The organism is Actinomycetospora corticicola, from assembly GCF_013409505.1.
GTDB classification, from domain to species: domain Bacteria; phylum Actinomycetota; class Actinomycetes; order Mycobacteriales; family Pseudonocardiaceae; genus Actinomycetospora; species Actinomycetospora corticicola.
Genome location: NZ_JACCBN010000001.1, coordinates 5497551 through 5524031, shown reverse-complemented (window position 1 = coordinate 5524031; position 26481 = coordinate 5497551). Strand labels below are relative to the sequence as shown.

Below are 26481 nucleotides of genomic sequence, written 5' to 3'. Positions count from 1 at the left end.
CAGGTGCGTGATCACGTTCCAACGTGTCCCGCATCTGCGGCTCACCGTCCGCGACCTGCAGAGATGCTGCTCACGCAGGTCCTCGATCGTGGTTAGGGTGGAAACCGATGACCATCCTCGACCTCGGCGTCCCCTCCGTTCCGGGGGCGTCGGACACCGCTGCGGACCGTCCCTCCGACGACCGGCTCGTCGACCGCTACGGCCGGGTCGCGACCGACCTGCGGGTCTCGCTGACCGACCGGTGCAATCTGCGCTGCACCTACTGCATGCCCGCGGAGGGCCTGGAGTGGATGCCGTCCGAGGAGGCCCTGACCGACGACGAGGTCGTCCGTCTGGTGCGCGTCGCCGTCGAGCACCTCGGCGTGCACGAGATCCGCTTCACCGGCGGCGAGCCACTGCTCCGGCGCGGCCTCGAGGACATCGTCGCCGCCACGGCGGCCCTCACGCCGAAGCCGGACATGTCGGTGACCACCAACGGCCTCGGCCTGACGAAGCGGGCGCAGCGGCTCGCCGACGCCGGGCTCGACCGGGTCAACGTCTCGCTCGACACCCTGCGCCCCGAGCGGTTCGCCGAGATCACCCGGCGCGACCGGCTCGGCGACGTCCTCGACGGCCTCGCGGCCGCCCGCGAGGCGGGCCTCGGCCCCATCAAGATCAACACGGTGCTCATGCCGGGCCTGAACGACGACGAGGCCCCCGACCTGCTCGCCTGGGCGCTCGCCGAGGGCTTCGAGCTGCGCATCATCGAGCAGATGCCGCTCGACGCCGGCCACTCGTGGCAGCGCGACCGCATGATCACCGCCGAGCAGATCCTCGCGTCGCTGCGCACCCGCTTCGACCTGCGGCCCGACCCGGCCGAGCGCGGTGGCGCCCCGGCCGAGCGGTTCCTGGTCGACGGCTGGGAGCGCCGCGGCGGCGGCCCGGCGCGGGTCGGCGTGATCGCCTCGGTGACCCGCCCCTTCTGCGGCACCTGCGACCGCACGCGCCTGACCGCCGACGGTCAGGTCCGCACCTGCCTGTTCGCCCGCTCCGAGAACGACCTGCGCTCGTTCCTGCGCGGCGGCGGCACCGACGCCGAGATCGCCGCGGCGTGGCGGGTCGCGATGTGGGGCAAGAAGCCCGGCCACGGCATCGACGACCCCGGGTTCCTGCAGCCCGACCGACCCATGAGCGCGATCGGAGGATGATGACGAGCTCGCTCGACACCCGCACCCTGACCGTCACGGTCCGCTACTTCGCCGGCGCGAAGGCCGCGGCCGGGCGTGGCTCCGAGCCGGTCACCGTGCCGGTCGGGACCACGATCGCCGCCCTGGTCGAGGCGATCGCCGCCGATCACGGCGAGGCGCTGGTCAAGGTGCTGGCCGCGTCGTCCTTCCTGCTCGACGGCACCGCGGTCCACTCGCGCGACGACGTCCTCGCCGACGGCGCCGTCCTCGACGTGCTGCCCCCCTTCGCCGGAGGCTGACCCGCAACGGCCTGGTCGGGACCGGTGTTCTCCCGGGCATGACGGTGCTGCACGAGACGCGGATCGGACCCCTCTACCTGGCGGCCTCGGCGGACGGGTTGACGCTCCTGGGCTTCACCCCGCCCGCGGAGCCCGCACCCGTCGTCGGGAAGGACCACCTCGACCTCGCCCGCCGCGAGATCGACGCCTACCTCGACGGGGACCTGCGCGAGTTCAGCGTCCCGGTGGACCTGACCGGCGCCCACGACCGCCGCATCCTGGAGGGGCTGCGTGACGTCGTGTGGGGCACGACGACCACCTACGGCGCCCTCGCGACGAAGGTCGGTCTGCCGGTGTCCGACTCCCGGCGGGTCGGTGGAGCGATGGCCCGCAACCCCGTGGCGATCGTCGTGCCGTGCCACCGGGTGGTCGGCGCCGACGGCGCGCTCACCGGCTACGCGGGTGGGCTGGAGACCAAGCGGGCACTGCTCGACCTCGAGGCCGCCGACTCCATGCTCTTCTGATCGTCGGCTCACAGTGGGGCGGCTCCGACCGCATCCCGGGTACTCGTTGCGTAATGCAACGATCGACTCGAGGAGGAGTCATGTCGCCCCGCGCCGACGTCGAGGCCCGTCTCCAGGCCTTCGCGGACCACGCCGATGCCCTCGCCCTGGTCCACCACGACCGGCGCCTCTCGCACGGCGACCTGCGGGACGCGGTGTTCCGGACCGCCCACGCGCTGGACGACCGCGGGATCCGACCGGGCACGATCGTCGTGCTCCTCGCGGGCAACGAGCCGGAGGGGATCGTCGCGCGCTACGCGGTGAACCTGCTCGGCGCCGGGATCACGCAGCCCTACGCCGGCCTGTCCGCCGAGGCCCGCGGACGCATCGTCGACGACGTGGACGCGGCCGCCGTGCTGGTCGTCCCGGGCCACGAGGACGACGCCGACGCCGTGCTGGAGCACAGCGCCCCCGTCCGGCGCATCCTGCTCGACGACGCGCTGACCGCGGACGCCGACGCGACCCCGGTCGAGTGCCGGGCCCACGCCGAGGACGTGGAGCAGATCCGGCACACCGGCGGCACCACCGGCCACCCGAAGGGCATCACCTACACCTTCGGCCACCACCTGCGGATGCTCGAGCACGCCTGGCGGCCCTCCACCGCCGACGAGCCCGACGAGGAGCCGGAGGAGGTGCGCCAGCTCGTCTGCACGACCGTCGCGCACGCCGCCGGCGGCATCGCGGACCGGACGTTGTCCGTGGGCGGGGCGGTCGTCCTGCTCGACGGCTTCGACCCCGGCGAGGTGCTCGCGACGATCGAACGCGAGCGGATCACCGACCTGTGGCTGCTCCCGCCGCTGCTGCACCGGCTGCTCGACCACCCCGACCTCAACACCACCGACCTCTCCAGCCTGCGCACCGTCATCTACGGCGGCGCGCCGGCGGTGCCCGCGCGCACGGCCGAGGCGGTACGACGGATCGGGCGGGTGTTCGTGCAGTTCTACGGCCAGACCGAGGCGGGCGGGATCAGCGTGCTGACCCGCGAGGAGCACGACGACGAGAGCCTGCTCGGCACCGTCGGCCGGGTCCTGCCGACCACGGAGCTGTCGGTCCACGGCCCCGACGGGGCGGCTCTTCCCGACGGCGAGCCGGGTGAGCTCTGGGTCCGCACCGGCATGGAGTTCGACGGCTACTGGAAGCAGCCCGAGCTCACCGCGCAGACCCTCGACGCCGACGGCTGGATGCACACCGGCGACGTCGGCTACGTCGACGACCGCGGCTACCTGCACGTGGTCGACCGCCTCGGCGACGTCGTCGTGGTGGTCGGCGGCCACGTGCACACGCCGGAGGTGGAGCACGTCCTCGCCTCGCACGACGACGTGCGGGAGGCCGCGGTCTTCGGCGCCCCGGACGACGACGGGTCGGAGTCGGTGCACGCCGCCGTCGTCGTCGAGCCCGGGACGCACCCGGACCCCGAGGCGCTGACCGGGCTCGTCGTCGAGAAGCAGGGGCCGATGTACGCCCCGGAGGACGTCGAGTTCGTCGACGAGATGCCGCTGACCGACGCCGGGAAGGTCGACAAGAAGGCGCTGCGCCGACACCTCGCGCCGCAGTGAGCCCTAGGCGGGCATGGTGTTGACCGCGTGGTCGAGGGCGGCCCACAGGTACTGCGTCGCGTAGGCGCGGTAGGGCCGCCACGCCTCGGCGCGGACGATCAGGTCGCGGTCGCGCTCGGGGAGGCCCAGCTCCCGGGCGGCCACCCGGATGCCGAGGTCGGAGGGCAGGAAGGCGTCCGGGTCGGCGAGGGACCGCATCGCGACGGAGTCGACCGTCCACGGCCCGATCCCCCGCAGCGCCCCGAGCTGCTCGCGGGCGTCGGGTCCGTGCAGGTCGACGCGGCCCTCGGCCAGCGCGGCGACCAGCCCGTGCAACGTGCGCTTCCGGCTCGCCGGCATGCCCAGCTCGTCGTCGGTGAGGGCGGTGAGCTGGTGCGGGGTCGGGAAGAGGTGGGTCAGCGACGAGCCCTCCGGCGCCAGGCCCGCCGGCAGCGGGGTGCCGTGGTCGCGCACGAGGCGGGAGGCGTGGGTGCGGGCGGCCGCGGTGGAGACCTGCTGGCCCAGCACCGCGCGGACCGCGAACTCGTCGGGGTCGGGGCTGCCCGGCACCCGCCGACCGGGTGCCGCGTCGACGAGCGGGGTGAGCACGGGATCGCGTCGCAGATGCCCGTCGATCGCGACCGGGTCGGCGTCGAGGTCGAGGAGGCGCCGGGCGAGCCGGACCCCCTCCGGCTCGTCGTCGGGAACGGAGAGTCGCAGCTCGGCGTGCACCGCGCCGTCGACCGGCGGAGGGAGGCTCACGACGGCGGGTCCGCCCGGCAGCGCCAGGGTGCGCCGGTAGGCCCCGGCGAACCACTCCTCGACGCCCGGCACGGCGGTGGCCACCAGGTGTCCCCAGAGGTTGTCCGGGCACAGCGGCGCGGTGAATCCGAGGGCGTGTGTCCGATGGATCCACGACCCCGTCGCCGTCACCGCCCTAGCCTCCCACGCCATGCAGCCCGCACCCTCGGCCGTCGGGATCGTCGTCTCCGACATGGCCGCCTCGCTCGCCTTCTACCGCGCCCTGGGGCTGGAGGTGCCCGACGAACCCGCCCCGCACGTGGAGATCCCGTTCGGCGGCCTGCGGCTGTTGCTCGACACCGAGGAGACCGTGGCGTCGTTCGATCCGTCGTTCACGCCGCCGACGGGCAACGGACGGGTGGGGCTGGCGCTGGAGTGCGGTTCCCCCGCCGAGGTCGACGCGGCCTACGAGCGGCTGGTCGATGCCGGGTATCGCGGCCACCTGGCGCCGTTCGACGCGTTCTGGGGTCAGCGGTACGCCGCCGTGCTCGACCCGGACGGGGTCGGCGTCGACCTCTTCGCCGCGTCGTCCTGAGGCGAGCGAGCACCCTCGGTGGTCGGCCCGGCCGCCGGACCACCGCAGGTGCTCGTTGATCACGGACCGGGCCCGGCGAGTACCCGCCCGAGGACCACCTAGGCAGTTGATCATGTCGAGCGCGACTCCTCGGCCGTCGCGCTCGGCATGATCATCTGCCCAGCGCCGACGGCGACCGTCCCGTGAGCGCCCGGGTCTCGCGGGCCAGGTGCTGCTGGTCGACGTACCCGACCTCCGCCGCCACGGCCGCCCACCCGCTGCCGTCCCGACGACGGGTGAGGGCGCGTCGGAGCCGCAGGACGCGGTGGAGGTGCTGCGGCCCGTAGCCGAAGCGGGTCCGGCACCGGCGGTGCAGCGTGCGGGCGGACCAGCCCAGGCGGTCGGCGATCGCGGCGACGGGCACCCCGCGGGCCGACGCGTCGAACACGGCCGCCGCCCACCGCTCGTCGTCGGGAAGGTCCCGCAGGCGCGACCGCAGCCAGGACCCGACGTCGGGAACCCGCCCGACCACGTCCGCGAGCGGCACCGTCCGGTCCACCAGCTCGTCCGCGGGCACCCCGAGCACCAGCGGCCCGAGGCCGTGGGAGAAGCGCACCCCCCGGTAGGCGCCGTCGCCGACGTGTTCACGGGCGACGGCGTCCGGGCCCGCGACGACCGCCTCGCCGTCGGGACGGACGATCACGTCGAGGCAGCCGTCCGGGAGGATCAGCGCCGCCCCGGACGCCACGCGGCGCCAGGCGTGGACGTCACGCACGGTCGGCCACCTCGAGGTCCACCACCACGCCGTGGTGGTCCGACGGCCAGACCCCGTCGGAGGCCGGGCCGTCGCCGAAGAGCGCCACGTCGCCCACCCGCAGCGGCACGCTCCCCCGCCCGGCCCCGACCAGCACGTGGTCGATGCGCGACGGCGGGGAGCCGCTCGGGGCGACGTAGGGGTTCGCCGGGGACCAGGTCGGCTCGTCGGGGTCGGCGGCCCACCGGCGGGTGTTCACGAGCACCAGCCCCGGCTCGGCCGGCGCCGTCAGGTGCCCCTCTACGAGGCGCATCTCGTCGGAGGCGGCCTCCGCGTTGAAGTCGCCGAGCACGAGCGGGGGCAGGTCGGTGGGCGGGGCCGACACCACGTGCCGCGCGATCACCCGCACCTGCTCGCAGCGCACCGCGGACCCGCTCGCCGACGACGTCAGGTGCGCGGACTGGACGTGCCACGACCCGACCGGGGTGTCGACGGTGGTCCCCAGCAGCACCCGTCCCGTGCCGCACAGCCCCTCGAGGTGCAACGGGTGCACCGGCCACCGGGCGAGGACGGCGTTGCCGATCCCGCAGTCCGCGTCCGCCGGGAGCCGCGAGGTCCACGACGACGCGTCGGGCGACGCCCCGAAGACGGCGTGCATCCCGAGCTCGGCCGCGAGCCCGCTCGCCAGGTCCTCGCCGTCGCGCGACCACACCTCCTGCAGGCCGATCACGTCGGCGTCGAGCGCCCGGAGCGTCTCCAGCACGGCCGGCCGGCGCCGGTCGGCCTCCCCGAACCGCCACCACAGGTTCCAGGTGGCCACCCGTAGCCTCATCCGTCGGTCCGCCCGGGTCCGGCTCCGCTGCGCTCCGCGTCCGCCACCACGTCCGCGTAGCAGCGGAACCCGCCGACGGACTCCGCCGCGAGCACCGCGTTCCCCACCGCCCGGGTCACGGCGTCCGCCCCCGCCGTCAGGAGCGCCTGCAGCCCGGCGAGGTCCGGGGCCGGTCGGGTGGTCGTCGCGAGCCCGAACAGCGTGTCGCCGTCGGTCATCCCGTGCACCGGACGGATCGCCCGCGCGAGCCCGTCGTGGCCGACCGCGGCGAGCTTCGAGCACTGCGCCACGGTGAGCGTGGCGTCGGTCCACACCACGCCGATCGTGGTGTTCAGCGTCGGCGGCGCGGCGGCCGCGGCCAGCCGCTCGAGCAGACCCGACCGGTCGTCGGGAAGGGGCGGTGGCGTCCGATCGGCGGCGGTGAGGTGCCGGGCCGCCCACAGCTCCCCGGTCCGCGGGTCGACCGCCGACCCGGCCGCGTTCACGACGACGAGCGCGGTCACCTCGCCCGCGTCGGTCGTCTCCGTCGCCGTGCCGACGCCGCCCTTGAGCCCGCCGACGAGCGTCCCGGTGCCGGCGCCGACGACGCCGTCGGCCCAGGAGTCGGTCGCCGCCGCGAGGGCCTCGGCCCCCAGGGCGGCGTCGGGACGGGCGCGGAAGTCACCGCCGCGGCCGAGGTCGAAGACGACGGCCGCGGGCACGATCGGGACCACCTCGCCCGGCCCGCCCACCGGGAACCCCACCCCCGCGGCGCCCAGCGTGTCCATCACGCCCGTCGCGGCGGCGAGCCCGTAGGCCGACCCGCCGGACAGGACCACCGCGTGGACGCGGTCGACGAGCGTCCGGGGGTCGAGTGCGTCGGTCTCGCGGGTGCCCGGCCCGCCGCCGCGGACGTCCACACCCGCGACGGCGCCTGCGGGGTCGGGGAGGATCACGGTGGTGCCGGTGAGGGCGCCGTCGCCGAGGCGCCGGGCGTGGCCGACGCGCATCAGATCGTGCCCGCGGTCGTGAGCTCCTCGAGCTCCGCGTCGGAGATGCCGAGCTCCGCGTAGACCTCGTGGTTGTCCGCGCCGAGGGCCGGACCGGCACGGCGGACGGATGCCGGCGTGCCGGCGAAGGTGGGGACGACGCCGGGGCCGAGCACGTCCTCGTCGAGGCGCTCGTCGTGGTGGGCGACGATCATGTCGCGGGCCAGGAACTGCTCGTCGGTGACCACCTCGGCGATCGTGTTCACCGGCCCGACGATGACGCCGGCCCCGTCGAGGATCTCGCGCACCTCGGCGGCAGGTCGCGCGGCGACCCAGTCGGCGACGATCCCGTCGATCTCATCCTGGTTGCGGCCGCGGGCGAGGTGGTCCACGAACTTCTCGTCGGTCGCGAGCTCGGGGCGGCCCATGGCCTCGCAGAGCCGCCCGAACACCGTGTCCTGGTTGGCCGCGACGACCATCCAGAGCCCGTCGGAGGACCGGTAGATGTTCGACGGCGCGATGCCGTCGAGCTTCGTGCCGCCCGGGCGGCGCACGGCGCCGAGCTTGTCGTACTCGGGGATCGACGACTCCAGCACCGACAGGCAGGCCTCGGTGATCGCGATGTCGACGACCTGGCCCTTCCCGGTCACCGACCGCGAGTACAGCGCGGCGAGCACCCCCTGCACGGCGACCATCCCGGCCAGCGAGTCGCCCAGGGAGACCGCCATGCGCGGCGGCGCCTCCCCGGGGAAGCCGTTGATGCTGCGCATCCCGCTGACCGCCTCGGCCACCGAGGCGTAGCCCGGCTTCGAGGCGTACGGGCCGGTCTGGCCGTAGCCGGACACGCGCCCGAGGATCAGGCCCGGGTTGGCCTCGCTGAGCACGTCGAACCCGAGGCCCCAGCGCTCGAGCGTCCCGGGGCGGAAGTTCTCGACGATCACGTCCGTGCGCGCCACCAGCTCGAGGAAGATCTCGCGGCCACGACCGGTCCGCGGATCGAGGGTGATGCAGCGCTTGTTGCGGCCGATGACGGTCCACATGAAGTGCTGCCCCCGGTACTCCCCCTGCCCCCAGTCACGGAGCGGGTCGGGGCGACCCGGCGGCTCGATCTTGATCACGTCGGCGCCGTAGTCGCCGAGGATCCGGGCCGCGAACGGCCCGGCGATGATCGTGCCCATCTCCAGCACCCGCAGCCCCGCGAGCGGTCCCGTCGTCATGGTCGACATTCTGGCCCGCAACGACCGCAGGGCACCCCCGGTGTCGGGAGTGCCCTGCGGTCGGAGGGGTCGATCAGCGGCGGGCGAACCGGATGATCAGCAGGATGATCGCGAGGACGCCCACGCCGCCCGCGACCGGCAGGAGGCGCTTGGCCAGCGCGTCGGACGAGGCGTCGAGCAGGTCGATGGCCTCGGCCTGCTGCCGCTTGGGCTTCGGCGTCGACTGGACCGGACGGGGGCCCGCGCCGGACGACGGGTTGGAGCCCGGCTTGGCGGCGGCGTCGTCCTGCGTGCGGGCCTCGGCGACGGTCGACGCCATCGGGGCGGCCTCGGGGGCACCCGAGCCGGCGGCGACCGGGGCCGGGCTGGCCGGGTGCGACACCGGGGTGGCCGCGCCGGACACGGCCTCGGCGCCCGAGGACACCGGGGCGGCCGCGCCGTTGCTCGACGCGGAGGCCGGAGCGGCCTCCGGCGCGGGCGCGTCGGCGAACTCGTCGGCCAGGCACGAGGCGAACTGCCCGAGGATCTTGTCGCCGACGTCGGACATGACGCCGCGGCCGAACTGCGCGGGCTTGCCGGTCACCTGCATCTCGGTGAGCACGGTGACCTTGGTGGACTCCGGGCCCTCCGACGACATCGTCAGCGTGGCCTTGGCCGAGGCGGTGCCGTTCCCGCGCGAGTCGCGACCCTGGGCGTCGACGACGATCTTGTGCGCGCTCTTGTCGCGCTCGACGAAGGTGCCCTTGCCCTTGTAGGTCATCGAGATCGGGCCCAGCTTCACCTTCACGGTGCCGGTGAAGTCGTCACCGTCGGCGGAGGTCAGCGTGGCGCCCGGGAAGCAGGGGGTGATCTTCTCCGGGTCGTTCATGGCGTCGTACACGGTGTCGATCGCGACCGGCACGGTGAAGGAGTTCTCGAGCTGCATCTACGCCTCCTGGCGAGTGGGTGGACGCACGTGAGGCCCGCCCCGGGCTGGGACGGGCCTCACGGTAGGGCGTTGGGCCGAGCGTGTCAGCCGGCCGCGGCGAGCACCGCGCGCCCGGTCAGGACCTTCGCGAGGTGCTCGCGGTAGTCCGACCCGGCGTCGGCGTCCGACGTGGGGCTGGTGCCCTCGGCGGCGGCCTGCGCCGCGGCGCGGACCGTCTCCTCGCTCATCGTCTGCCCGACGAGGGCCGACTCGACACCCCGCGCCCGGACGGGGACACCTGCCATGTTGGTCAGGCCGATGCGGGCGTCGGTGATGGAGCCGCCCTCGACCTTGACCGTGGCGGCCACGGCGACGATCGACCACGCCTGCGCGACGCGGTTGAACTTCTCGTACCGCGCGCCCCAGCCCGTGTACTTCGGGAAGCGGATCGCGGTGAGGATCTCCTGCGGGCCGATGGCCGTCGTGAAGTAGTCCTCGAAGAAGTCCGACGCGGCGACGGTGCGCTCGCCGTTCGCGCCGGCGATGACGAACTCGGCGTCCAGCGCGAGCGCGGGCGCCGCGAGGTCACCGGCCGGGTCGGCGTGCGCCAGGGCGCCGCCGAGGGTCCCGCGGTGGCGGACCTGGAAGTCGGCCACCGTCTTCGTCGCCTCGCTGATCAGCTTCACGTGCTGGTTCAGCAGGTCGTCGCGGGTGACGTCGTGGTGGGTCGTCATGGCCCCGACGACGATCTTGTCGCCCTCCTCGCGGACGCCGCGGAGCTCGGCGATGCCGCCGAGGTCGACGACGAGCGAGGGGTCGCCCATGCGCAGCCGCAGGACGGGGATGAAGCTCTGGCCGCCGGCCAGGATCTTCGCGTCGTCCCCGCCGTCGGCGAGAGCCTGGACGGCCTCGGCGACGGACGTCGGCCGCACGTAGTCGAACGATGCGGGGATCACAGCGCGCCTCCCTGGTTCTTCACCGAGTCACTCTTGGCCATGCTGCCGAGGCCGGCGCCGGGCGAGGCGACGTTCGCCTCGTCGGCCTGCGTGCCGGTGCCCTTGCCGGAGTTGATCGCCGTCCACACGCGGAACGGCGTGGTCGGCATGTCGATGTCCTTGACCCCGTACTGGCGCACGGCGTCGAGGACGGCGTTCACGACGGCGGGGGTGGAGGCGATGGTGCCCGCCTCGCCCACGCCCTTGACGCCCAGCGGGTTGGTCGTCGACGGCGTCGAGGTGTTCGCCGTGTCGAAGTTGATCAGGTCGGCCGCCGAGGGCAGCGTGTAGTCGACCAGCGTGCCCGACAGCAGCGTCCCGGACTCGTCGTACGGGGCGTCCTCGAACAGCGCCTGCGCGATGCCCTGCGCGAGACCGCCGTGGATCTGGCCCTCGACGATCAGCGGGTTGATCACCGTGCCCACGTCGTCCACGCAGACGTACTTGTGCAGCTGCACGAAGCCCGTCTCGGTGTCGACCTCGACCGCGCACAGGTGGGTGCCGTGCGGGTAGGAGAAGTTCTCCGGGTCGAACGTCGCGTGGGCGTCGATGTCGGGCTCGATGCCCTCCGGGTAGTCGTGGGCGGCGAACACGGCGAGCGCCACGTCCGCGATGCCCACGCCCTTGTCGGTGCCCTTGACCGAGAACTTGCCGGCCGTGAACTCGATGTCGTCCTCGGACGCCTCGAGCATGTGCGCGGCGATCGGCTTGGCCTTCTCGACGACCTTCTCGGCCGCCTTGACCATCGCGATGCCGCCGACCGCGAGCGAGCGCGACCCGTAGGTGTCGAGGCCGCGGTAGGACGACTGGGTGTCCCCGTGGAGGATCTCCACGTCGTCGAACGGGATGCCCAGCTTGTCCGCGATGATCTGCGAGAACGCGGTCTCGTGGCCCTGCCCGTGCGGGCTGACGCCGACGACGACCTCGGCCTTGCCGGTGGGCAGCATCCGGATGGACGCGGTCTCCCAGCCGCCGGCGCCGTAGTCGAGCGAGCCCAGCACGCGCGACGGGGCGAGCCCGCACATCTCGGTGAAGGTCGAGATGCCGATGCCGAGCTGCTTGACGTCGCCGCGCTTGCGGCGCTCCTCCTGCTCCCGGCGCAGACCGTCGTAGTCGAACATCGACATGGCCTGGTCGGTCGCGGCCTCGTAGTTGCCCGTGTCGTAGGTCAGCGTGCTGACCGTGGTGTACGGGAACTCCTCGTGCTTGATCCAGTTGCGCTTGCGCAGCTCCATCGGCTCGATCCCGAGCTCGACGGCGACCTCGTCCATCATCCGCTCGATGCCGAAGGTGGCCTCCGGACGACCGGCGCCGCGGTAGGCGTCGGTGAGCGTCTTGGTGGTGAAGACGTTGGTGCAGTCGAACCGGTAGGCCGGGATCTTGTAGATCGCGTTGAACATGAACGCGCCGAGGATCGGCACGCCCGGCCCGACGAGGCCGAGGTAGGCGCCCATGTCGGCGAGGAGCTTGACGTCCAGGCCCTTGATGACGCCGTCCTTCGTGACGGCGACGGTGAGGTCCTGGATCTGGTCGCGGCCGTGGTGCGCGGTGAGCAGCGACTCCGAGCGCGTCTCGGTCCACTTCACCGGCTTGCCCAGCTTCTGGGCCACCAGCAGCGTGACGACCTCCTCCGGCGCCACGGCGATCTTGCCGCCGAAGCCGCCGCCCACGTCGGGGGCGATGACGCGGATCTTGTGCTCGGGCAGGCCGAGCGTCAGCGCCAGCATCGTCTTGAGGATGTGCGGCACCTGGGTGGAGGACCACATGACCAGCTGCTCGCCGGTCGGGTCGACCACCGTGGAGCGCGGCTCCATGAAGACCGGGACGAGGCGCTGCTGGCGGAAGCGGCGCGTGATGACGACCTGGTCGTCGGCCTTCTCCGCCGCGGCGATCGCCTCGGCCGCGGACCCGCCCGAGCCGGCCTCGCCCGAGTCGAACACCCACTGGGCGTTCTCGTTGGTGCCGAGCTCCGGGTGGACGAGGGTCGCGCCCTCCTTGAGGGCCTCCTCCATGTCGAGCACCGGCTCGAGCTCGGAGTAGTCGACCTCGACCAGCTCGGCGGCGTCCTTCGCGGCGGCCGCGGTGCGGGCCACGACGACGGCGACGCCCTCGCCGGCGAAGTTCACCCGGCTCCCCGCCAGGGCGGGGCGCTGCGGGGACTTCATGTCCTTGGTGATCGGCCACGCGCAGGGCAGCTGCACCGCGTCGGCACCGATGTCGGACGCGGTGTAGACCGCGACGACGCCCGGGACCTGCTTGGCGGCGCTGGTGTCGATGCTGCCGATCTCCGCGTGGGCGAAGGGGCTGCGGACGATGGAGATGTGGAGCAGGCCGGTGAGGACCTGGTTGTCGGTCCACCGGGTGCGCCCGGTGATGAGCCGACGGTCCTCCTTGCGGCGCCGGTCGCGCCCGATCTCCTGCGCAGGTGCGTTGTTCTCGACCGTGGTCATCAGGCGCCTCCCCCGACGGGTGCGGCCTGCGAGGCACCCGGCTTCATCTTCTGGGCCGCGTCCTGCACCGCCCGCACGATGTTCTGATATCCGGTGCAGCGGCAGAGGTTGCCCTCGATGCCCTCACGGACCTCCTGCTCGGAGGGGTCCGGGTTGTCACCGAGCAGGTCGATCGACTGCATGATCATGCCCGGCGTGCAGTAGCCGCACTGCAGGGCGTGGTTGTCGTGGAACGCCTGCTGGACCGGGTGGAGCTGACCGTCCCGCTCCAGCCCCTCGACGGTGAGCACCTCGCTGCCGTTGGCCTGCACGGCCAGCACGGAGCAGGACTTCACCGAGAGGCCGTCCAGGTGCACGGTGCAGGCACCGCAGTTGCTGGTGTCGCAGCCGATCACCGTGCCGGTCTTGCCCAGTCGTTCCCTCAGGTACTGCACGAGCAGCATGCGGGGCTCGACGTCGTCCTCGTAGACGAGGCCGTCGACGGTGGTCCGGATGCGTGCCATGGATTCACTCCTCACACGCCCAGGCCCGCTTTCGCACGGGACACAAGAGGCGAGCACGTCGTCAGTGGTGGTGTTCTAGCCGCGATCACGGGTCGGACCCGGCCGCGACGACGCCGTCACGCCCGTCAGCGTGGTGGCGGCCACATCACACCCCCGTGATCGCCATCTCGCAACGCCTGGTCGGGGCGTGCCGCGGGTACTCGCGGCGCTGGTCAGCCCCCGTGCCCGTCCCGACTCCGAAGATGCGGGGCGATCGTGATCGTGCGCCCGTGTCTGCGGGCATCCGCCGCTCCGTCCGGCGCGGAGCCCGGAACACGGCGACGTAAATCGGGCGGCCCGGGCAGCGTGCTCACCTGCCCGATCGGACAGGTACCTGTATCCATGTCGCCACGGCGACCTCACACGCCGTCCCGAGCCTTGATCGGTGCCGCCGGAGCCTTGGTCGGCGGACGGGCTCACGTCCGGTCGCGGGCCCAGCGGTGGTACATCGGCGCGAGCTCCGGGACGTCGAGGAGGGTCGCCGCCCGGTGGCGCTCGTGGTGGTAGATCGTGAACACCTCGGCGAGGGTCATCCCGTGGTCGGGCCGGCCGAGGACCTCGAGGACGTCCCCGGCCCGGACGTGACCCGTCGTCCGGACCCGCAGGTAGGCCCCGGGCCGGACCGCGGCGACGAAGCGGCGCGGCATCCTCGGGTCGCCCGCGTGCAGGCCGAGCTTGAAGCAGGGGATGCGGGGCTGGGCGACCTCGAACTCGGCGGTGCCGATGCGCCAGCGCTCGCCCACGACCACCGACCGGAGGTCGAGACCCGTCGTCGTGAGGTTCTGCCCGAAGGTCTGCGGGTCGACCGCGCGGCCGAGCTCCTCGGCCCACCACTCGACGTCCTCGGCGGCGTAGGCGTAGACGGCCTTGTCGGGGCCGCCGTGGCTCTCGAGGTCGGCCTGCTCGTCGCCCTCGAGGTGCTCACGGTGGACCGCCACCGGGCCGTCGACGGGCGCCTTCGCGCTCGCGGTGAGCGTGGTGCGGTCCTTCGGGCCGGCGATCTCGACGGCGCGACCGACGGCGACGGACCGGACGACGGCGTCAGGCATCGGGCCCCTTCCCGGAGAGGTCGGGCAGCAGCGGGGAGACCGTGCGGTGCCGCCACGCGCCCCACCAGAGCCCGGCACCGTAGGCGAGGTCGTCGGCGCGGTGGGCGGCGACGTGGGCGAGCGCGTCGAGCGGGCCCGCGCCCGGGTCGCGGAACCGCGCCCAGTCGGCCAGCCCCTCGGCGACGGCGGCGAGCAGCAGGGCCCGTCGGACGCGTCGGCTGACGAGCGCGCCGACCGCCGCGACGGGCCACCAGTGCCGGGTCAGCGCCCCGGCCGCCTGCCAGAGTGCGCCGCCGAGTCCCCAGGGCGCGAGCACGAGGGCCAGCGGCACCGGCCCGGTGACCCGCACCCCCGTGGCAGGAAAGCGTCGTTGCTGTCGTCCGGTGGCAGCAACGACGCTTTCCTGCCGCGAGGGGGTGACCCGCAGCCACGGCTCGCCCGGCCTGCGCAGACCCCGGGCGAGCCGGGCGGTCGCCACGAGGGTGACAACCCCCGCCGCCGCGGAGGACCAGGGCCGTTGGACGCCGAGCAGCGCCACGGTCGCCGCCGTCCACGAGGCGAGCGCGACCGGGGGCACGCGGCGCGGGTGCTGCCGGGCCAGGGGTGCGGCGCCCGTGCCGTAGAACGCCTTGCGGGCGAGCCACGCCCGGACGTGCGCGCGGTGCTCGTGGGCGACCCGGGCGGCCGGGTCGTAGCGCAGCCGCCAGCCCGCGGCGGCGATGCGCCACACCAGGTCGACGTCCTCGGCGACCGGCATCGCCTCGTCGAACCCGTCCCCGAACGCCTCGCGCCGCACCACGAGCGCCGCACTCGGCACGTACGCCACGCGGGAGCGCGCGGTCACCGGCGCGGGCCGGGCTCCGAGGTCCAGCGAGGAGCGCCGGCGCTCGTAGCGGGTGACCGCGTTCTCGGGTCCCCCGTCGGAGAACGCCACGATCCGCGGCGCCACCACCCCGACGGCCGGGTCCGCCAGGTGCCCGAGCAGCGTGTCCAGCCAGCCCGGCTCCGGCACGACGTCGGAGTCCAGGAACGCGATCAGCGGGGTCGTGCACGCCCGCGCCCCGGTGTTGCGCCCGGCCGACGGACCTCGACTCGTCCGATGTCGGACGACCCTCGCGCCGTGGCGTTCGGCCACTTCCGAGGTCGCTCCCGGGTCGTCCGACCCGTCATCGACCACCACGATCCCGATGCCGGGTGCGGTCGCTCGGACGGCCACGAGCAGGCGGTCGAGCTCGGCGGAGCGGTCCTTGACCGGGACCACCACGGTCACGTCGTCCGGCGTCGGACCGTCACCGCCGACCGGGTGCGCGACGCCGGCGTCGGAGAGCAGCCGCGCCAGGGCCGCCGAGGTCGCGTCCGTGACGACGAGCTCGGGGCCGTCCAGCCGCTTCCGCGCGGCCACCGAGAGCCGCAGCACCCGGGGCGGGGACCCGCCGATCCACGTGGCGCCACCGTCGACGCGCCACGTGCGGGGGTCGGGGCGGACGGTCCAGCCGTCCGGCAGTCGGGGGGCGCTCATGGCGGACGGGAGTCTAGGCGCGGCCGCCCGGGCCGGACCCGGTGTCAGCCGTGTCCCACCGCTGACGTCCGGTGTCAGCCGTGTGCCACCGCTGACATCCGGTGTCAGCCGGAGACCGCCCCGACCACGGTGAGCCGGAGCTGCTCGCGCAGTTCGCCGTCGCGGGCGGTGGGGTCGAGCACGTGCGCGGTGCAGACCCGGCGCAGGGACCGCTCGAGGGCGTCGGCCCGCTCGTCGGTCATCCCGGGCGCCATTCGTCGGACCGAGCGCACCATCCCGACCAGCTCCGTCGTCATCGCGTCGGCCAACGCCCCGTGCAGCACGTCGATGCCGAGCTGCCCGGCCGCGTCGACCGAGGGCCGGACCCACCGGTCGACGGCGTCGGAGAACCCGTCGAGGGCGCGGGACACGAGTTCCACCGGCTCGACGTGCCCCCACGTCGCCTGGAAGTCCGCGCAGGCCCGACCGAGGTTCTCCGGGGCGAGGCCGTAGAGCAGGAGCGCCCGCTTCCCGTCGAAGCGGTGGTAGAGCCCGCCGACCGACAGCCCCGCCGCGCGGGCCGCACCCGCCATGGTCAGCCGCCGCGCCCCGCCGTCGGGAAGGAGCGGGGCCACCGCCTCGAAGATCTCGCGGCGGCGCAGGACGACGTCGTCGGCCGGGCGCCCGGGTTTCCCGAACGCACGCGGCACTTCCTCCCGGGAAGTGCTCCGGCCCTGGTCGGGGGCGGTCGCGACGACGGACGCTTCGGGCACACGAGGAGATTCCAGGACGGAGGGGACGGATGTCCAGCAGTGAGGCCGTGGCGGTGGCGCGGCGGCTCTACGAGGGGTTCGCCGCGCGGGACACGGCGGCGATCGGCGCGATGCTGCACCCGGAGGTGCGGGTGTACCAGGCGGGCGACCTGCCGTGGGCGGGCACGTACGAGGGGCCGGCGGGCGTCGGGGAGTTCCTGCGCGCGCTGCTCGGGCACGTCGACCCGCGGGTGGAGATCGTCGACCTGTTCGCGGCGGGCGACGCGGTGGTGCAGATCGGACGCTCGCGGGGCAAGGCGCTGGCGACGGGCCGGCCGTTCGACGCCTCCGAGGTGCACGTCCTGCGGATCCGCGACGGGCTCGTCGCGCGGTTCGAGGCGTTCGTGGACGTGGCCGCGTTCCGGCGGGCCCTCAGCTGAGGCGGCCGTGCTCGGTGACCCGCCAGTCGGCGACCGCGTCGCGCAGCGCGGCGGCCATCACCGCGATCGTCTCCGCGCCCTCCCCCGCCGACGCGCCGGTCGGGTCCCCGAGCACGCCATTGGGGCTGACGTCGCGGATCGAGCCGGCCCGCAGCGCGGGCATCAGATCGCGCAACGGGGCGGTGTTGCCGGGCTCGGCACGGTCGAGGGCGACGTCGTCGGGCGCGAGGGCGAGCATCACCGACGTCTCGTGCCGACCGGCGTGCGCGTCCGCGCCGGGGACCCCGCAGGCGTGCCAGGCGACGTCGCGACCCTCGTAGCGCAGCAGCGTCGTCGCCGTGACCAGCGCGGGGACGTTGCCGCCGTGCCCGTTGACGAAGCAGATCCGCCGGGCCCAGCGGCACGCCGACCGGCCGGTCTCGACGAGCACCGCGGCGAGCGTCTCGGTGCCGATCGAGATCGTGCCCGGGAAGCCCTCGTGCTCGCCGGAGGCGCCGAAGGCGATGGGTGCGGTCGTCGGGAGTCCGAGTCTGGTCGCCACTGCGAGGGCGACCGTCGTGTCGGTGCCCAACGGCAGGTGCGGCCCGTGCTGCTCGGTGGCTCCGACCGGCACGAGCAGCAGGTCGACCTCGGCGGTGTCGGCCGAGCGGGCGGCACTGATGTCCATCGCCCGCGAGCCTGTCAGATCGCGCGGGCGGCGTCGGTGCCCTCCCGGATCGCGGCCGCCGCGTCGCGGGGGGCGAGGACGTCCCCGACCCGGGTCCCGGCGAGGTCGATCTCGGCCGGGACCCGGGGGCCGGCGTGGACGACGGCGTCCGCGTCGAGCGGTTCGAGCGTGCCCGTGGGGTGGTGGAGGATCCCGCCGTCGAGCAGGACGCGGTCGGTCAGCAGCTCGACCCCGAGGGCCGCGACCCGCCGTCGCCACCGCTCGCGCTCCAGCAGCGGCCCGAGCCCCTCGGCGGCGACCATCCCGCTCGTCACCAGCCGCACCCGAGCTCCCCGCTGCGCGAGGAGCTCGGCCACGCTCGGCGCCGCCGGTCCGCCGAGGTCGTCGACCACGAGCACCCGTCCCGACGGCGAGGCGGCCCCGGAGAGCACGTCGGTCACGTCGATCGTTCCCGACGGCGGGGCGGGGTGGGCTCCGGTCGCGACGATGATGTGCTCCGCACGTGAGCAGAAAGGGTCGTCATCACGACCGTTTCTGCTCACATGGCGGAGCCACACCCGCACCCCCGCGTCCCGACACCGGTGGGCGAGATCGGCGACCGCGTGCGCCAGTTCCCGCCGTTCCGGGGCAGCCGCCGCGAGCGCGAGCTGCCCGCCGAGCCGGTCGGAGCGCTCGACGAGGTGCACGTCGTGGCCGCGTTCCGCCGCCTCGGCCGCCGCCGCGAGACCGGCGGGACCGCCCCCGACCACCAGCACCCGTCGTCGGGAACGGGGGGCCGGCACCGGCGCCGACTCGCGCCCCGCGTCGGGGTTGACCACGCACCCGAGCCGCCGGTTGAGCCCGACCGCCGCGATGCACTCCTGGTTGCACCCGATGCAGCGCCGGACCCGCTGCCCGGCCAGCGCCTTCGTGGCGAACGACGGGTCGGCGATCTGTCCGCGCACGACACCGACGAGGTCGCACGCACCCATCTCGAGCGCGCGTCGTGCCTGGTCGGGGGTGGTGTAGCGCCCGACACCGATGACCGGGATGCCGCTGCCGGCCAGCGCCGTCCGTACCGCCGACGGCACCGGCTCGGCGTACCCCGCCGGGACCCCCATCGGCGGTTCGATCAGGGGGAGCGTGGCCGTCGCGACCCCGACCGCGGTGTTCACGACGTCGACGAGATCGGCGATGCGGACCGCCACCCGGGCCGCGTCGGCCGCGGTGAGCCCGCCGTCCAGACCCTCGTCGCCCTGCAACCGGACGCCGAGGACGCGGTCGCCGATCGCGGCGCGGACGGCGGTCAGCACCTCGCGGAGGAAGCGGACGCCGTCGGCGTACCCGTCGTCGCGGCGGTTGGTCAGCGGCGACAGGAACTGGCGGACGAGGGACGCCTGCGAGCCCTGGATCTCCACGCCGTCGAAGCCGCCGGCGACGCAGTGGCGGGCGACGGTCGCGAAGCCGTCGACGACCCGCGCGATCCCGGCGTGATCGAGGGCGACGGGCGTCTCGCGGAACATCGGGTCGGGGATCGGGCCGGGCGCCTCGACGACCGTGCGCGAGTACAGCGACGACGACTGCGCGCCGTTGTGCCCGATCTGCGCGAGCACCACCGCCCCGTGCGCGTGCACCGCCCCGGTGATCGCGCGGTAGCCGGGCACGACGGCGGGGTCGGTGCCGAGGACGGCCTTCTCGTAGGGCCGGTCGAGGGCCTGCTCCTCGACGATGATCAGCCCGGCTCCCCCGGCGGCGCGCGCCGCGTAGTAGGCGGCGTGCTGCGCGCTCGGTCGGTTCCCCTCCGCCGCGTTCGTGAGGTGCGCGGGGAAGACGATCCGGTTCCGGACGGTCAGGCGCCCGACCCGGATCGGCTCACCCAGCACGGAGGATCTCCTCGGCCGCGCGGCGCCCCTCGCGGATCGCCGCGGTGACGGTGCGCGGCGCCCGGGCGTCGCCGATGGGCGTTCCCGACGACGGGTGGTGGCTCGGCTCCCGCGGCCCGGCGTCGACGAGGGTGCCCGCGATCGTGCGCCGGGCGCCGGTCACGACGTCGGCGACCACCACGTGGTCGGCGTGCCGCTCGACGACCCGGTGCTCGAGGACGCGTTCGACGCCCGCGAGCTGGAGCCTCGAGGCGGCGCCGACGACGTCGTGGAGCTGCTTGCCGACGATCTGGTCCGCGGTGACGAGGGCGACCCGGTGTGTGGCCGCGAGGTGTTCGGCGAGGGCGACCGCGCTGCCGTCACCGAGCGGGTCGTCGATGACGACGGGCCCGTCGAGCGGTGCCCCGCGCAGGACGTCGAGGACCGACAGCCCCGGGCGGTCCGCGTCCCGCCCGCCCGTGGCCACGACGTCCGGCGGACCGTCGACCGCCGCTCCGACCTGCATCGACACGCCGAGGCGGACGAGTTCGTCGACGTACCAGTCGGCGAGCCGGGCGAACCGCTGCCGGCCGGGCAGGGTCGCGATCACCCGCAGGAGCCCGCCCGGTTCCCGGTCCCGCTCCACCAGCCGGACCGCCCGTCCCGCGAGCGCCAGCGTCCGCGCCGCCTCCAGCCCGGCGGGCCCCGCCCCGGCGACGACGAGCTCCCCTCCCCCACCTGGCAGCGAAGCGTCGTTGCTGTCGCCCGGTGACAGCAACGACGCTTCGCTGCCATCCGGGGAGGGCGCGCCCACCGACGGCTCCACCGTGCACCCGATGCGTGGGTTCCGGACGTCGCGCACCCGGCACGCCTGGTTCGTCAGCACGCAGGGCCTCGGGACACGGCCGGCCCGCACGGTGGCGACGAGGGTCGGGTCGGCGAGCTGGGCGCGGGTCATCTCGACGAGGTCGGCCACCCCGGCGTCCAGTGCCTCCTGCGCCTGCGCCGGGTCGACCACGCTCCCCGCCAGCACCACCGCGCAGCGGCCGGCGACGACCGCGCGCACCACCCGGCACGCCTCGGCCATGAAGCCCGGCTCGACGTGGGCGTCCGGCCGCGTCGCCGCGGCCGACATCGCCGACCCCCGCACCGGCACGACGTGGTCGACCAGGTCCGCGACCCGATCGACCGTCTCCAGGGACCCGTCGAGCGTGATCCCGGCCCACGGCGCGAGCTCGTCGACGCACAACCGCAGCCCCACCCAGGCCGAGGGGATCGCCGCCCGCACCGCTTCCAGCACGGTGACCAGGACACGATCGTCCGGCGTCGGAGTACTGAGCCCCGACCGGAACTCGCGCAGCAGCGAGTACTGCCCCGCCGCGATCTCCACCCCGCCGCACCCGGCGTCGACGGCCGCACGACCCGCCGTCGTGAAGGCCTCGACGAGCCCGTCGACCTCCGGCGCGGACAGCGGCCGCGGCACCACGCGCGTCGCCGGGTCGGGCACCGACGACGGAGCGCGCAGCAGCCCCCGCGCCGCGGACTGCGAGCCCGCGTGCCCGAGACCGGCCAGCACCAGCGCCGGAGCGCATGCGGCCGCCGTGGCCGCCCACCCCGCGGCGCAGGACGCGGCCAGGGGCGCGTACTCGTACGGATGGTCGTCCGGCGTCACCGACGCGACCTCGGTGACGATCACGCCCGCCCCGCCGAGCGCCCGGGCGCGGTAGTGCTCGACGGACCCGAGCCCGCGGTCCGCCGACGTGTTGGTGGCGTGCGGACCGAACAGCACGCGTGAGGGCAGCGTCCAGGCACCGAACGCGGCCGGGTCGGTCAGCATGATGGCTCACCCCGGCGCCGCGACGAGGGGGCCGCGGCGCCGGAGGAGGTCATGGGGCGGGTCGAGCTCCGCGTCTGCGTCTCCTAGAAGGCGCGGATGCCCGCCGGCAGCCGTCGACCCTCGCCCGCGAGCGGGTCGGTGTCGCAGGCCTTGTCCGGACGGCGCACCGACAACGTCAGCGGCACCGGCCCGCCGTCCTTGCGGGGACCGCGGGTCTTCTTGTGCGAGTGGTCCAGCGAGGGCTTGGGGATGACGGTGTCCATCTCCAGCTTCGCCAGCGCCACCTCCCCGTTGCCGAGGACGCACTCCGGGTCGGGACCGTCGAGCGGCAGGCCGGTGAAGAACTTGGCCGCCATGCAGCCGCCCTGGCAGGCGTCGTAGTGCGAGCACTTGGTGCACGCCCCACCCGACTGCGGGCCGCGCAGCTCGGCGAACAGCTCCGAGTCCTGCCACACGCCCTGGAACCCGCCCTCGGACCGGACGTTGCCGGCGAGGAACTGGTCGTGGATCGCGAACGGGCAGGCGTAGACGTCGCCGACCGGGTCGATCAGGCACACCACGCGACCGGCGCCGCAGAGGTTGAGGCCCGGCAGCTCCTGGCCGAACGCCGAGAGGTGGAAGAACGAGTCGCCGGTGAGGACGTCCTCGCCGCGGGCCACCAGCCAGTCGTAGAGCTGACGCTGCTGCTCGCGGGTCGGGTGCAGCTCGTCCCACGAGTCGGCGCCGCGGCCCGACGGGCGGAAGCGGGTGATGCGCAGCTGGGCGCCGTACCGGTCGGCGATCGCCTTGAAGTCGTCGAGCTGGTCGACGTTCTGCCGGGTGACGACGACCGAGATCTTGAACTCGCCGAAGCCCGCCTCGTACAGGTTCTCCATCGCGCGGATCGCGGTGTCGTAGGACCCGGGGCCGCGGACGTGGTCGTTGACCTCCGCCGTCGCACCGTCCAGCGAGATCTGGACGTCGACGTAGTCGGTCTTCGCGAGCTGCGCCGCGCGCTCCTTGTCGAGCTTCACGCCGTTGGTGGAGAACTTGACCCCGACGTCGTGGGCGATGGCGTAGTCGAGCAGCTCCCAGAAGTCGCTGCGCACGGTCGGCTCACCGCCGCCGATGTTGACGTAGAAGACCTGCATCCGCTGCAGCTCGTCGATGACCGCCTTGCACTCCTCGGTGGAGAGCTCGTTCGGGTCGCGCCGGCCCGACGACGACAGGCAGTGCACGCACGAGAGGTTGCAGGCGTAGGTGAGCTCCCAGGTCAGGCAGATCGGGGAGTTCAGGCCTTCGACGAAGTGGTCGACGAGCTTCATGTGGTGGTCTCCCGCGGCTGGATCGTGCCCGCCTTCGCGAGCCCGGCGAGTGCCTTGAGGTACTGCTCCCACTGCTCCGGCGGGACCTCGGCGGCCTCGAGGGCGCCGTGGACGTCGGGGTGCTCGGCGAGCGCCTCCACGACCCGGACGAGGGCCCGGGTCTTGAGGAACGACAGCCGGCGGGTGTGGAAGTCGTAGACGAGGGCGCCGAACGACTCCGGACGCACCGAGACCGACGTCGAGAGCCGGTACGGGCGGGCGGGGTCGAAGGCGCCGGTGGAGGCCTCCAGGGACGAGGCCGTGGGGGCCTCCACCGGTGCCGCGGTCATCAGTAGACGCCGCACATGCCGTCGATCGAGACCTCCTCGACGAGGGTCTCCTCGACCAGCGGGGTCTCCTCGTGCGTGGGCTCAGCCATACCGACCTCCTGCGTTCGACCACCTCGGGACGCGTCGGACGCTAACTGGCACTGGGTGCCATTCACACGGTCGTCGTGGACGGTCCGTCCCGACCGATCGGGCGGGGCGTGATCGCGGTCTCGTTTGCTACGCGCGAGGAGAGGGCGTCCCAGCACGGGGCACACTGATCGGGTGACCTCTGCCACTCGAACGCTCCGGGCCCGCCGCCTCGAGGCGGTCGCGCTGGAGCTGTTCACGGTGCGCGGGTTCGACGCGGTCACCGTCGACGACCTCGCCGCGGCGGGCGGGGTCGGCCGCCGCACGTTCTTCCGCTACTTCCCGACGAAGCTGGACGTCGTCCTCGGTCAGCTCGACGACGCCCTCGCCGCGCTGGTCGCCGCCCTCGCCGAGGTGCCCCCGACCGCCGACCCCACCTCGGCCGCCCGCCAGGCGTTCCTGCAGGTCAACACCTACTCGCCCGGCGACGAACCGGCGCTGCGCCGCCGCCTGGCGCTCATCGAGACGGTGCCGGAGGTCGCCGCCCGGGCCGCCGTCCGCTACGAGGCGTGGGAGGCCGCCGTGGCGCTCGACGCGGCCGCGCGGTGGCGCCAGTCCCCCGACGAGCTGCGCCCCCAGGTCTTCGCCCGCGTCGTCGTGGCCGCCATGCGCGGCGTGTTCACGGTGTGGCTGGCCTCCCCCGACGCCGAGCTACGGTCCCTCGTCGTGGCCGCCTTCGACGACCTGGGGCGCGGGTTCGGATGACCGCACCGGACCCGACCTCGCTGATCGACGTCGACCCGTCGTCGTCCGTGGCGCCCTACGAGCAGGTGCGGGCGTCGGTCACGGCGCTGGTGCACGACGGCACGTTGCCCGCCCACACCCGCCTGCCCGCGGTCCGCCGGCTCGCCGTCGACCTCGGCCTCGCCGCCAACACCGTCGCCCGCGCCTACCGCGAGCTCGAGGCGGCGGGCGTCGTGGAGACCCGCGGCCGCCTCGGCACGTTCGTCGTCGAGTCCTCGGACGGTCCCGACGAGGCCCGCGAGGCCGCCCGGGCCTTCGCCACCCGCATGCACGACCTCGGGGTCGCCCCCGAGCGCGCCCTCGACCTCGCCCGGGCCGCCCTCGCCGCGTCCTGACGTCGGGTCGGGTCGGTCGTTCCGGCTCGCTCCGGCTGCTGCGCCTTCCCACCAGCGCGCCTCCCCGCCGTGCGCCTCATTCCGCTGATCAACAGACCCCTGGCGGGCTCGCGGCACCCTTGTCGGCCCGCTACGGGACTGCTGATCACGCGCGGCGAGAAAAACGGATCCACCGCGCCCCGGGCTGCGTCCGAACCCATGTGACGCACCTGTCGAGGACGACCACCCAACCCTTCCGCGGCACGGTCGCGGTGCGCCTCGGCGCGCTGACCCCCGACCGGCTGCGAGGGCCCGACTTCATCCGGCTGTACCCGGACACGTACGTCGGCGCCGACACCGATCTCGAGGACATCCGGCTCCGGGTGCAGGCCCTGCACTTCTGGAGCAACGGGCGCGGCGTCGTCGCCGGTCCGCTGGCCGCCCTCGCCCACGGAGCGGACTGCCCCTGGGACGACCGCGAGGTCATCCTCGGCCGCCGGTGCCGGAACCCACCGGACGGCGTGACCGTGCGCGTCGACGTCCTCGCCCCCGGGGAGCGGGTGGTCGCCCTCGGCGCACACCTCACGTCGCCCGTGCGCACGGCGTTCGACCTCGCCCGCCGCACCCCGCTCGTCGAGGCCGTGGCCGCCGTCGATGCCCTCGCTTTCGCGAAGAAGTTCACGGCCGACGACCTTCGGGCGGTGGCCGACGCGCATTCCGGGGTCCGCGGGATCGTTCAGGTCCGGGAGGTCCTCGAGCTGATGAACCCGCTGGCGCAGTCGCTGCCCGAGACCCGGCTCCGCCTCGGCCTGCTCGCACGGGGCGTGCCTCCGGCGGTGTGCCAGCATCCCGTCCTGCTGCTGACCGGCCGGTACGTCCACCCCGACCTCTCCTGGCCTCACGCGAAGCTCGCCCTCGAGTACGACGGGCCGAGCCACCGCGACATCACCGGGCAGAACCGTGACGCGTTCCGGGACGGCGACCTCTTCGACGTCGGCTGGACCGTCGTGCGGGTGACGTCCGCGATGGTGCACGACCCGAAGGCGTTCGACCGGCTCGCCGTCCGGGTCCTCCGGCGCCTCGCCGCGTGATCAACGGACCCTCATCGGGCTCCCGAACCCCTCGTGAGCCCGCCGAGGGTCCGTTGACCACCGAGCCGAGCCGAGCGCGCGACCCGGAGACGACCCCACCCGCCGTCGGGAAGGACCTACCAGGGCACCTCGGTGCGGTCCTCCCACAACCGCCCCGTGGGCGGCGGGTCGGAGAGGGTGGCGTCGCGGCCGGCGAGCCAGATGGCGGTGTCGGCGCCCTCCTCGATCGAGCGCGGCGCGTCCGGACCGCCCATGTCGGTGCGGCAGTGGCCGGGACAGGTGGCGTCGATCAGCACGCCCTTGCGGCCGTTGCCGAGCTCGTGGGCGAGGTTGCGGGTCATCGCGTTCAGCCCCGCCTTGGCGACGCGGTAGGGCGCGAGGCCACCGGCCGTCCCGGGCCCGGTCATGCGCCCGAGGCAGGCGCTGACGTTCACCACTCGCCCCCACCGACGCTGCGCCATCCCGGGCACGAACGCCGAGATCAGCGCGAACGGGGCGTCGAGGTCGATGTCGCGGACGGCCCGCCAGTCGTCCAGGGACACCTCGAGGGTCTTGGACCGGCGCGCGCTCATGACGGCGGCCGCGTTGACCAGCACGTCCACGTCCCCGACGTCGCCGACCGCCCCGGCGATCGCCTCGACGTCGGCGAGGTCGAGCGGCAGGGCCTCGACCTCGTCGGGCACCGCCGAGCCCGGCCGCGCGATCCCGATGACGCGCGCCCCCGCCGTCACGAGGCCGAGGGCGATCTCCCGCCCGAGGCCGCGGCTCGCGCCGGTGACCACCGCCGTCCGCCCGGAGAGGTCCGCACTGTCCACCCCGACGAGGTTCCCCGCGATCACTGGACGAACCCCGCGGAACTGTCGCAAAATGCTGGCAACTGCAGCGCTGAGCGAGCGCGGTACGAAGGGCAGCCCGCGAAACCCTCCGAAGGTGCAGGTGATCTCCCGCCTCCGTGAACGGGATCACG

General features: G+C 74.3%; 28 protein-coding genes. 9 read left to right on the top strand and 19 right to left on the bottom strand.

The window, feature by feature from the left end:
• Positions 1-107 precede the first annotated feature (107 nt).
• The 4 genes from moaA to BJ983_RS26890 all read left to right on the top strand — a co-directional run bounded on the left by moaA (position 108) and on the right by BJ983_RS26890 (position 3563).
• Complete coding sequence (gene moaA, locus BJ983_RS26905; RefSeq protein ID WP_179796623.1) at positions 108-1187, top strand: GTP 3',8-cyclase MoaA; 1080 nt, start codon at positions 108-110, stop codon at positions 1185-1187.
• A complete protein-coding gene (locus tag BJ983_RS26900) occupies positions 1187-1465 on the top strand; it encodes a MoaD/ThiS family protein (protein ID WP_179798301.1) in 279 nt (92 codons plus the stop codon). Before moaA ends, BJ983_RS26900 begins: the two co-directional genes overlap by 1 nt.
• A 38-nt stretch (positions 1466-1503) precedes the next feature.
• On the top strand, positions 1504-1968 hold the full coding sequence (locus BJ983_RS26895) for a methylated-DNA--[protein]-cysteine S-methyltransferase (protein ID WP_179796622.1): 465 nt from the start codon (positions 1504-1506) through the stop codon (positions 1966-1968).
• Between the two features lie 80 nt (positions 1969-2048).
• Positions 2049-3563, top strand: coding sequence for an AMP-binding protein (locus BJ983_RS26890; RefSeq protein ID WP_179796621.1), 1515 nt, complete (start codon positions 2049-2051; stop codon positions 3561-3563).
• Between the two features lie 3 nt (positions 3564-3566).
• Here BJ983_RS26890 and BJ983_RS26885 read toward each other — a convergent pair whose 3' ends face one another.
• The gene (locus BJ983_RS26885) at positions 3567-4496 is read right to left on the bottom strand and encodes a DNA-3-methyladenine glycosylase family protein (protein WP_246325665.1); all 930 of its coding nucleotides are present in this window, start codon (positions 4494-4496) and stop codon (positions 3567-3569) included.
• Between BJ983_RS26885 and BJ983_RS26880 the strand changes: the two genes are divergently transcribed.
• Positions 4495-4878: a VOC family protein gene (locus BJ983_RS26880; protein WP_179796619.1), complete on the top strand. Its 384-nt coding sequence runs from the start codon at positions 4495-4497 to the stop codon at positions 4876-4878. The two genes, BJ983_RS26885 and BJ983_RS26880, sit on opposite strands and share 2 nt — an antisense overlap.
• Before the next feature lie 151 nt (positions 4879-5029).
• On the opposite strand, the gene BJ983_RS32575 is transcribed toward BJ983_RS26880, so the two are convergent.
• The 11 genes from BJ983_RS32575 to BJ983_RS26825 all read right to left on the bottom strand — a co-directional run bounded on the left by BJ983_RS32575 (position 5030) and on the right by BJ983_RS26825 (position 16842).
• Positions 5030-5632, bottom strand: coding sequence for a helix-turn-helix domain-containing protein (locus BJ983_RS32575; protein WP_179796618.1), 603 nt, complete (start codon positions 5630-5632; stop codon positions 5030-5032).
• Entirely contained in the window at positions 5625-6431 is an 807-nt protein-coding gene (locus BJ983_RS26870) for an endonuclease/exonuclease/phosphatase family protein (protein ID WP_179796617.1), read from the bottom strand. The genes BJ983_RS32575 and BJ983_RS26870 overlap by 8 nt, the downstream gene beginning before the upstream one ends.
• Before the next feature lie 8 nt (positions 6432-6439).
• Positions 6440-7432 (bottom strand): P1 family peptidase, encoded by a 993-nt coding sequence (locus BJ983_RS26865; RefSeq protein WP_179796616.1) that lies wholly within the window; start codon positions 7430-7432, stop codon positions 6440-6442.
• Positions 7432-8628 carry a CaiB/BaiF CoA transferase family protein gene (locus BJ983_RS26860; protein WP_246325664.1) on the bottom strand — a complete coding sequence of 399 codons (1197 nt, stop codon included), beginning with the start codon at positions 8626-8628 and terminating at the stop codon, positions 7432-7434. The genes BJ983_RS26865 and BJ983_RS26860 overlap by 1 nt, the downstream gene beginning before the upstream one ends.
• Positions 8629-8701: 73 nt before the next feature.
• Positions 8702-9553 carry an SRPBCC family protein gene (locus BJ983_RS26855; protein ID WP_179796614.1) on the bottom strand — a complete coding sequence of 284 codons (852 nt, stop codon included), beginning with the start codon at positions 9551-9553 and terminating at the stop codon, positions 8702-8704.
• 86 nt (positions 9554-9639) lie between these two features.
• On the bottom strand, positions 9640-10491 hold the full coding sequence (locus tag BJ983_RS26850) for an FAD binding domain-containing protein (protein ID WP_179796613.1): 852 nt from the start codon (positions 10489-10491) through the stop codon (positions 9640-9642).
• A complete protein-coding gene (locus tag BJ983_RS26845; RefSeq protein ID WP_179796612.1) occupies positions 10488-12980 on the bottom strand; it encodes a xanthine dehydrogenase family protein molybdopterin-binding subunit in 2493 nt (830 codons plus the stop codon). The genes BJ983_RS26850 and BJ983_RS26845 overlap by 4 nt, the downstream gene beginning before the upstream one ends.
• Positions 12980-13483, bottom strand: coding sequence for a (2Fe-2S)-binding protein (locus BJ983_RS26840; RefSeq protein ID WP_179796611.1), 504 nt, complete (start codon positions 13481-13483; stop codon positions 12980-12982). The genes BJ983_RS26845 and BJ983_RS26840 overlap by 1 nt, the downstream gene beginning before the upstream one ends.
• 455 nt (positions 13484-13938) lie before the next feature.
• The gene (locus BJ983_RS26835) at positions 13939-14571 is read right to left on the bottom strand and encodes an MOSC domain-containing protein (protein ID WP_179796610.1); all 633 of its coding nucleotides are present in this window, start codon (positions 14569-14571) and stop codon (positions 13939-13941) included.
• Positions 14564-16090, bottom strand: a complete 1527-nt coding sequence (mftF, locus tag BJ983_RS26830) for a mycofactocin biosynthesis glycosyltransferase MftF (protein WP_179796609.1) — start codon at positions 16088-16090, stop codon at positions 14564-14566. Before mftF ends, BJ983_RS26835 begins: the two co-directional genes overlap by 8 nt.
• Before the next feature lie 104 nt (positions 16091-16194).
• Positions 16195-16842: a TetR family transcriptional regulator gene (locus BJ983_RS26825; protein ID WP_179796608.1), complete on the bottom strand. Its 648-nt coding sequence runs from the start codon at positions 16840-16842 to the stop codon at positions 16195-16197.
• A 29-nt stretch (positions 16843-16871) separates the two neighbouring features.
• On the opposite strand from BJ983_RS26825, the gene BJ983_RS26820 reads away from it, so the two are divergent.
• Positions 16872-17261: a nuclear transport factor 2 family protein gene (locus BJ983_RS26820; protein WP_179796607.1), complete on the top strand. Its 390-nt coding sequence runs from the start codon at positions 16872-16874 to the stop codon at positions 17259-17261.
• Here the strand turns inward: BJ983_RS26820 and mftE are convergent.
• The 6 genes from mftE to mftA all read right to left on the bottom strand — a co-directional run bounded on the left by mftE (position 17254) and on the right by mftA (position 23328).
• On the bottom strand, positions 17254-17928 hold the full coding sequence (gene mftE, locus BJ983_RS26815) for a mycofactocin biosynthesis peptidyl-dipeptidase MftE (protein WP_179796606.1): 675 nt from the start codon (positions 17926-17928) through the stop codon (positions 17254-17256). The genes BJ983_RS26820 and mftE overlap by 8 nt on opposite strands.
• Before the next feature lie 14 nt (positions 17929-17942).
• Positions 17943-19790, bottom strand: coding sequence for an FAD-dependent oxidoreductase (locus tag BJ983_RS26810; protein WP_179796605.1), 1848 nt, complete (start codon positions 19788-19790; stop codon positions 17943-17945).
• A complete protein-coding gene (locus BJ983_RS26805; RefSeq protein ID WP_179796604.1) occupies positions 19780-21606 on the bottom strand; it encodes an oxidoreductase in 1827 nt (608 codons plus the stop codon). Before BJ983_RS26805 ends, BJ983_RS26810 begins: the two co-directional genes overlap by 11 nt.
• Before the next feature lie 83 nt (positions 21607-21689).
• Positions 21690-22910, bottom strand: coding sequence for a mycofactocin radical SAM maturase (gene mftC, locus BJ983_RS26800; RefSeq protein ID WP_179796603.1), 1221 nt, complete (start codon positions 22908-22910; stop codon positions 21690-21692).
• The gene (gene mftB, locus BJ983_RS26795) at positions 22907-23239 is read right to left on the bottom strand and encodes a mycofactocin biosynthesis chaperone MftB (RefSeq protein WP_179796602.1); all 333 of its coding nucleotides are present in this window, start codon (positions 23237-23239) and stop codon (positions 22907-22909) included. Before mftB ends, mftC begins: the two co-directional genes overlap by 4 nt.
• Complete coding sequence (mftA, locus tag BJ983_RS26790) at positions 23239-23328, bottom strand: mycofactocin precursor MftA (RefSeq protein ID WP_018332344.1); 90 nt, start codon at positions 23326-23328, stop codon at positions 23239-23241. The genes mftB and mftA overlap by 1 nt, the downstream gene beginning before the upstream one ends.
• Before the next feature lie 172 nt (positions 23329-23500).
• On the opposite strand from mftA, the gene BJ983_RS26785 reads away from it, so the two are divergent.
• From BJ983_RS26785 to BJ983_RS26775, 3 genes are all read left to right on the top strand, one after another.
• On the top strand, positions 23501-24070 hold the full coding sequence (locus BJ983_RS26785; protein ID WP_179796601.1) for an acyl-CoA-like ligand-binding transcription factor: 570 nt from the start codon (positions 23501-23503) through the stop codon (positions 24068-24070).
• Positions 24067-24444, top strand: a complete 378-nt coding sequence (locus tag BJ983_RS26780) for a GntR family transcriptional regulator (RefSeq protein ID WP_179796600.1) — start codon at positions 24067-24069, stop codon at positions 24442-24444. Before BJ983_RS26785 ends, BJ983_RS26780 begins: the two co-directional genes overlap by 4 nt.
• Before the next feature lie 200 nt (positions 24445-24644).
• Complete coding sequence (locus BJ983_RS26775) at positions 24645-25514, top strand: endonuclease domain-containing protein (protein ID WP_179796599.1); 870 nt, start codon at positions 24645-24647, stop codon at positions 25512-25514.
• 116 nt (positions 25515-25630) lie between these two features.
• Here the strand turns inward: BJ983_RS26775 and BJ983_RS26770 are convergent, their stop codons facing one another.
• The gene (locus tag BJ983_RS26770; protein ID WP_179796598.1) at positions 25631-26329 is read right to left on the bottom strand and encodes an SDR family NAD(P)-dependent oxidoreductase; all 699 of its coding nucleotides are present in this window, start codon (positions 26327-26329) and stop codon (positions 25631-25633) included.
• Between the last annotated feature and the right edge of the window lie 152 nt (positions 26330-26481).

Coding starts and splice junctions, on each gene's coding strand:
- moaA (WP_179796623.1), top strand. CDS start 108: ATGACCATCCTCGACCTCGGCGTCCCCTCCGTTCCGGGGGCGTCGGAC.
- BJ983_RS26900 (WP_179798301.1), top strand. CDS start 1,187: ATGACGAGCTCGCTCGACACCCGCACCCTGACCGTCACGGTCCGCTAC.
- BJ983_RS26895 (WP_179796622.1), top strand. CDS start 1,504: ATGACGGTGCTGCACGAGACGCGGATCGGACCCCTCTACCTGGCGGCC.
- BJ983_RS26890 (WP_179796621.1), top strand. CDS start 2,049: ATGTCGCCCCGCGCCGACGTCGAGGCCCGTCTCCAGGCCTTCGCGGAC.
- BJ983_RS26880 (WP_179796619.1), top strand. CDS start 4,495: ATGCAGCCCGCACCCTCGGCCGTCGGGATCGTCGTCTCCGACATGGCC.
- BJ983_RS26885 (WP_246325665.1), bottom strand. CDS start 4,496: ATGGCGTGGGAGGCTAGGGCGGTGACGGCGACGGGGTCGTGGATCCAT.
- BJ983_RS26865 (WP_179796616.1), bottom strand. CDS start 7,432: ATGCGCGTCGGCCACGCCCGGCGCCTCGGCGACGGCGCCCTCACCGGC.
- BJ983_RS26860 (WP_246325664.1), bottom strand. CDS start 8,628: ATGACGACGGGACCGCTCGCGGGGCTGCGGGTGCTGGAGATGGGCACG.
- BJ983_RS26855 (WP_179796614.1), bottom strand. CDS start 9,553: ATGCAGCTCGAGAACTCCTTCACCGTGCCGGTCGCGATCGACACCGTG.
- BJ983_RS26845 (WP_179796612.1), bottom strand. CDS start 12,980: ATGACCACGGTCGAGAACAACGCACCTGCGCAGGAGATCGGGCGCGAC.
- BJ983_RS26840 (WP_179796611.1), bottom strand. CDS start 13,483: ATGGCACGCATCCGGACCACCGTCGACGGCCTCGTCTACGAGGACGAC.
- BJ983_RS26835 (WP_179796610.1), bottom strand. CDS start 14,571: ATGCCTGACGCCGTCGTCCGGTCCGTCGCCGTCGGTCGCGCCGTCGAG.
- mftF (WP_179796609.1), bottom strand. CDS start 16,090: ATGAGCGCCCCCCGACTGCCGGACGGCTGGACCGTCCGCCCCGACCCC.
- BJ983_RS26820 (WP_179796607.1), top strand. CDS start 16,872: ATGTCCAGCAGTGAGGCCGTGGCGGTGGCGCGGCGGCTCTACGAGGGG.
- mftE (WP_179796606.1), bottom strand. CDS start 17,928: ATGGACATCAGTGCCGCCCGCTCGGCCGACACCGCCGAGGTCGACCTG.
- BJ983_RS26805 (WP_179796604.1), bottom strand. CDS start 21,606: ATGCTGACCGACCCGGCCGCGTTCGGTGCCTGGACGCTGCCCTCACGC.
- mftC (WP_179796603.1), bottom strand. CDS start 22,910: ATGAAGCTCGTCGACCACTTCGTCGAAGGCCTGAACTCCCCGATCTGC.
- mftB (WP_179796602.1), bottom strand. CDS start 23,239: ATGACCGCGGCACCGGTGGAGGCCCCCACGGCCTCGTCCCTGGAGGCC.
- mftA (WP_018332344.1), bottom strand. CDS start 23,328: ATGGCTGAGCCCACGCACGAGGAGACCCCGCTGGTCGAGGAGACCCTC.
- BJ983_RS26780 (WP_179796600.1), top strand. CDS start 24,067: ATGACCGCACCGGACCCGACCTCGCTGATCGACGTCGACCCGTCGTCG.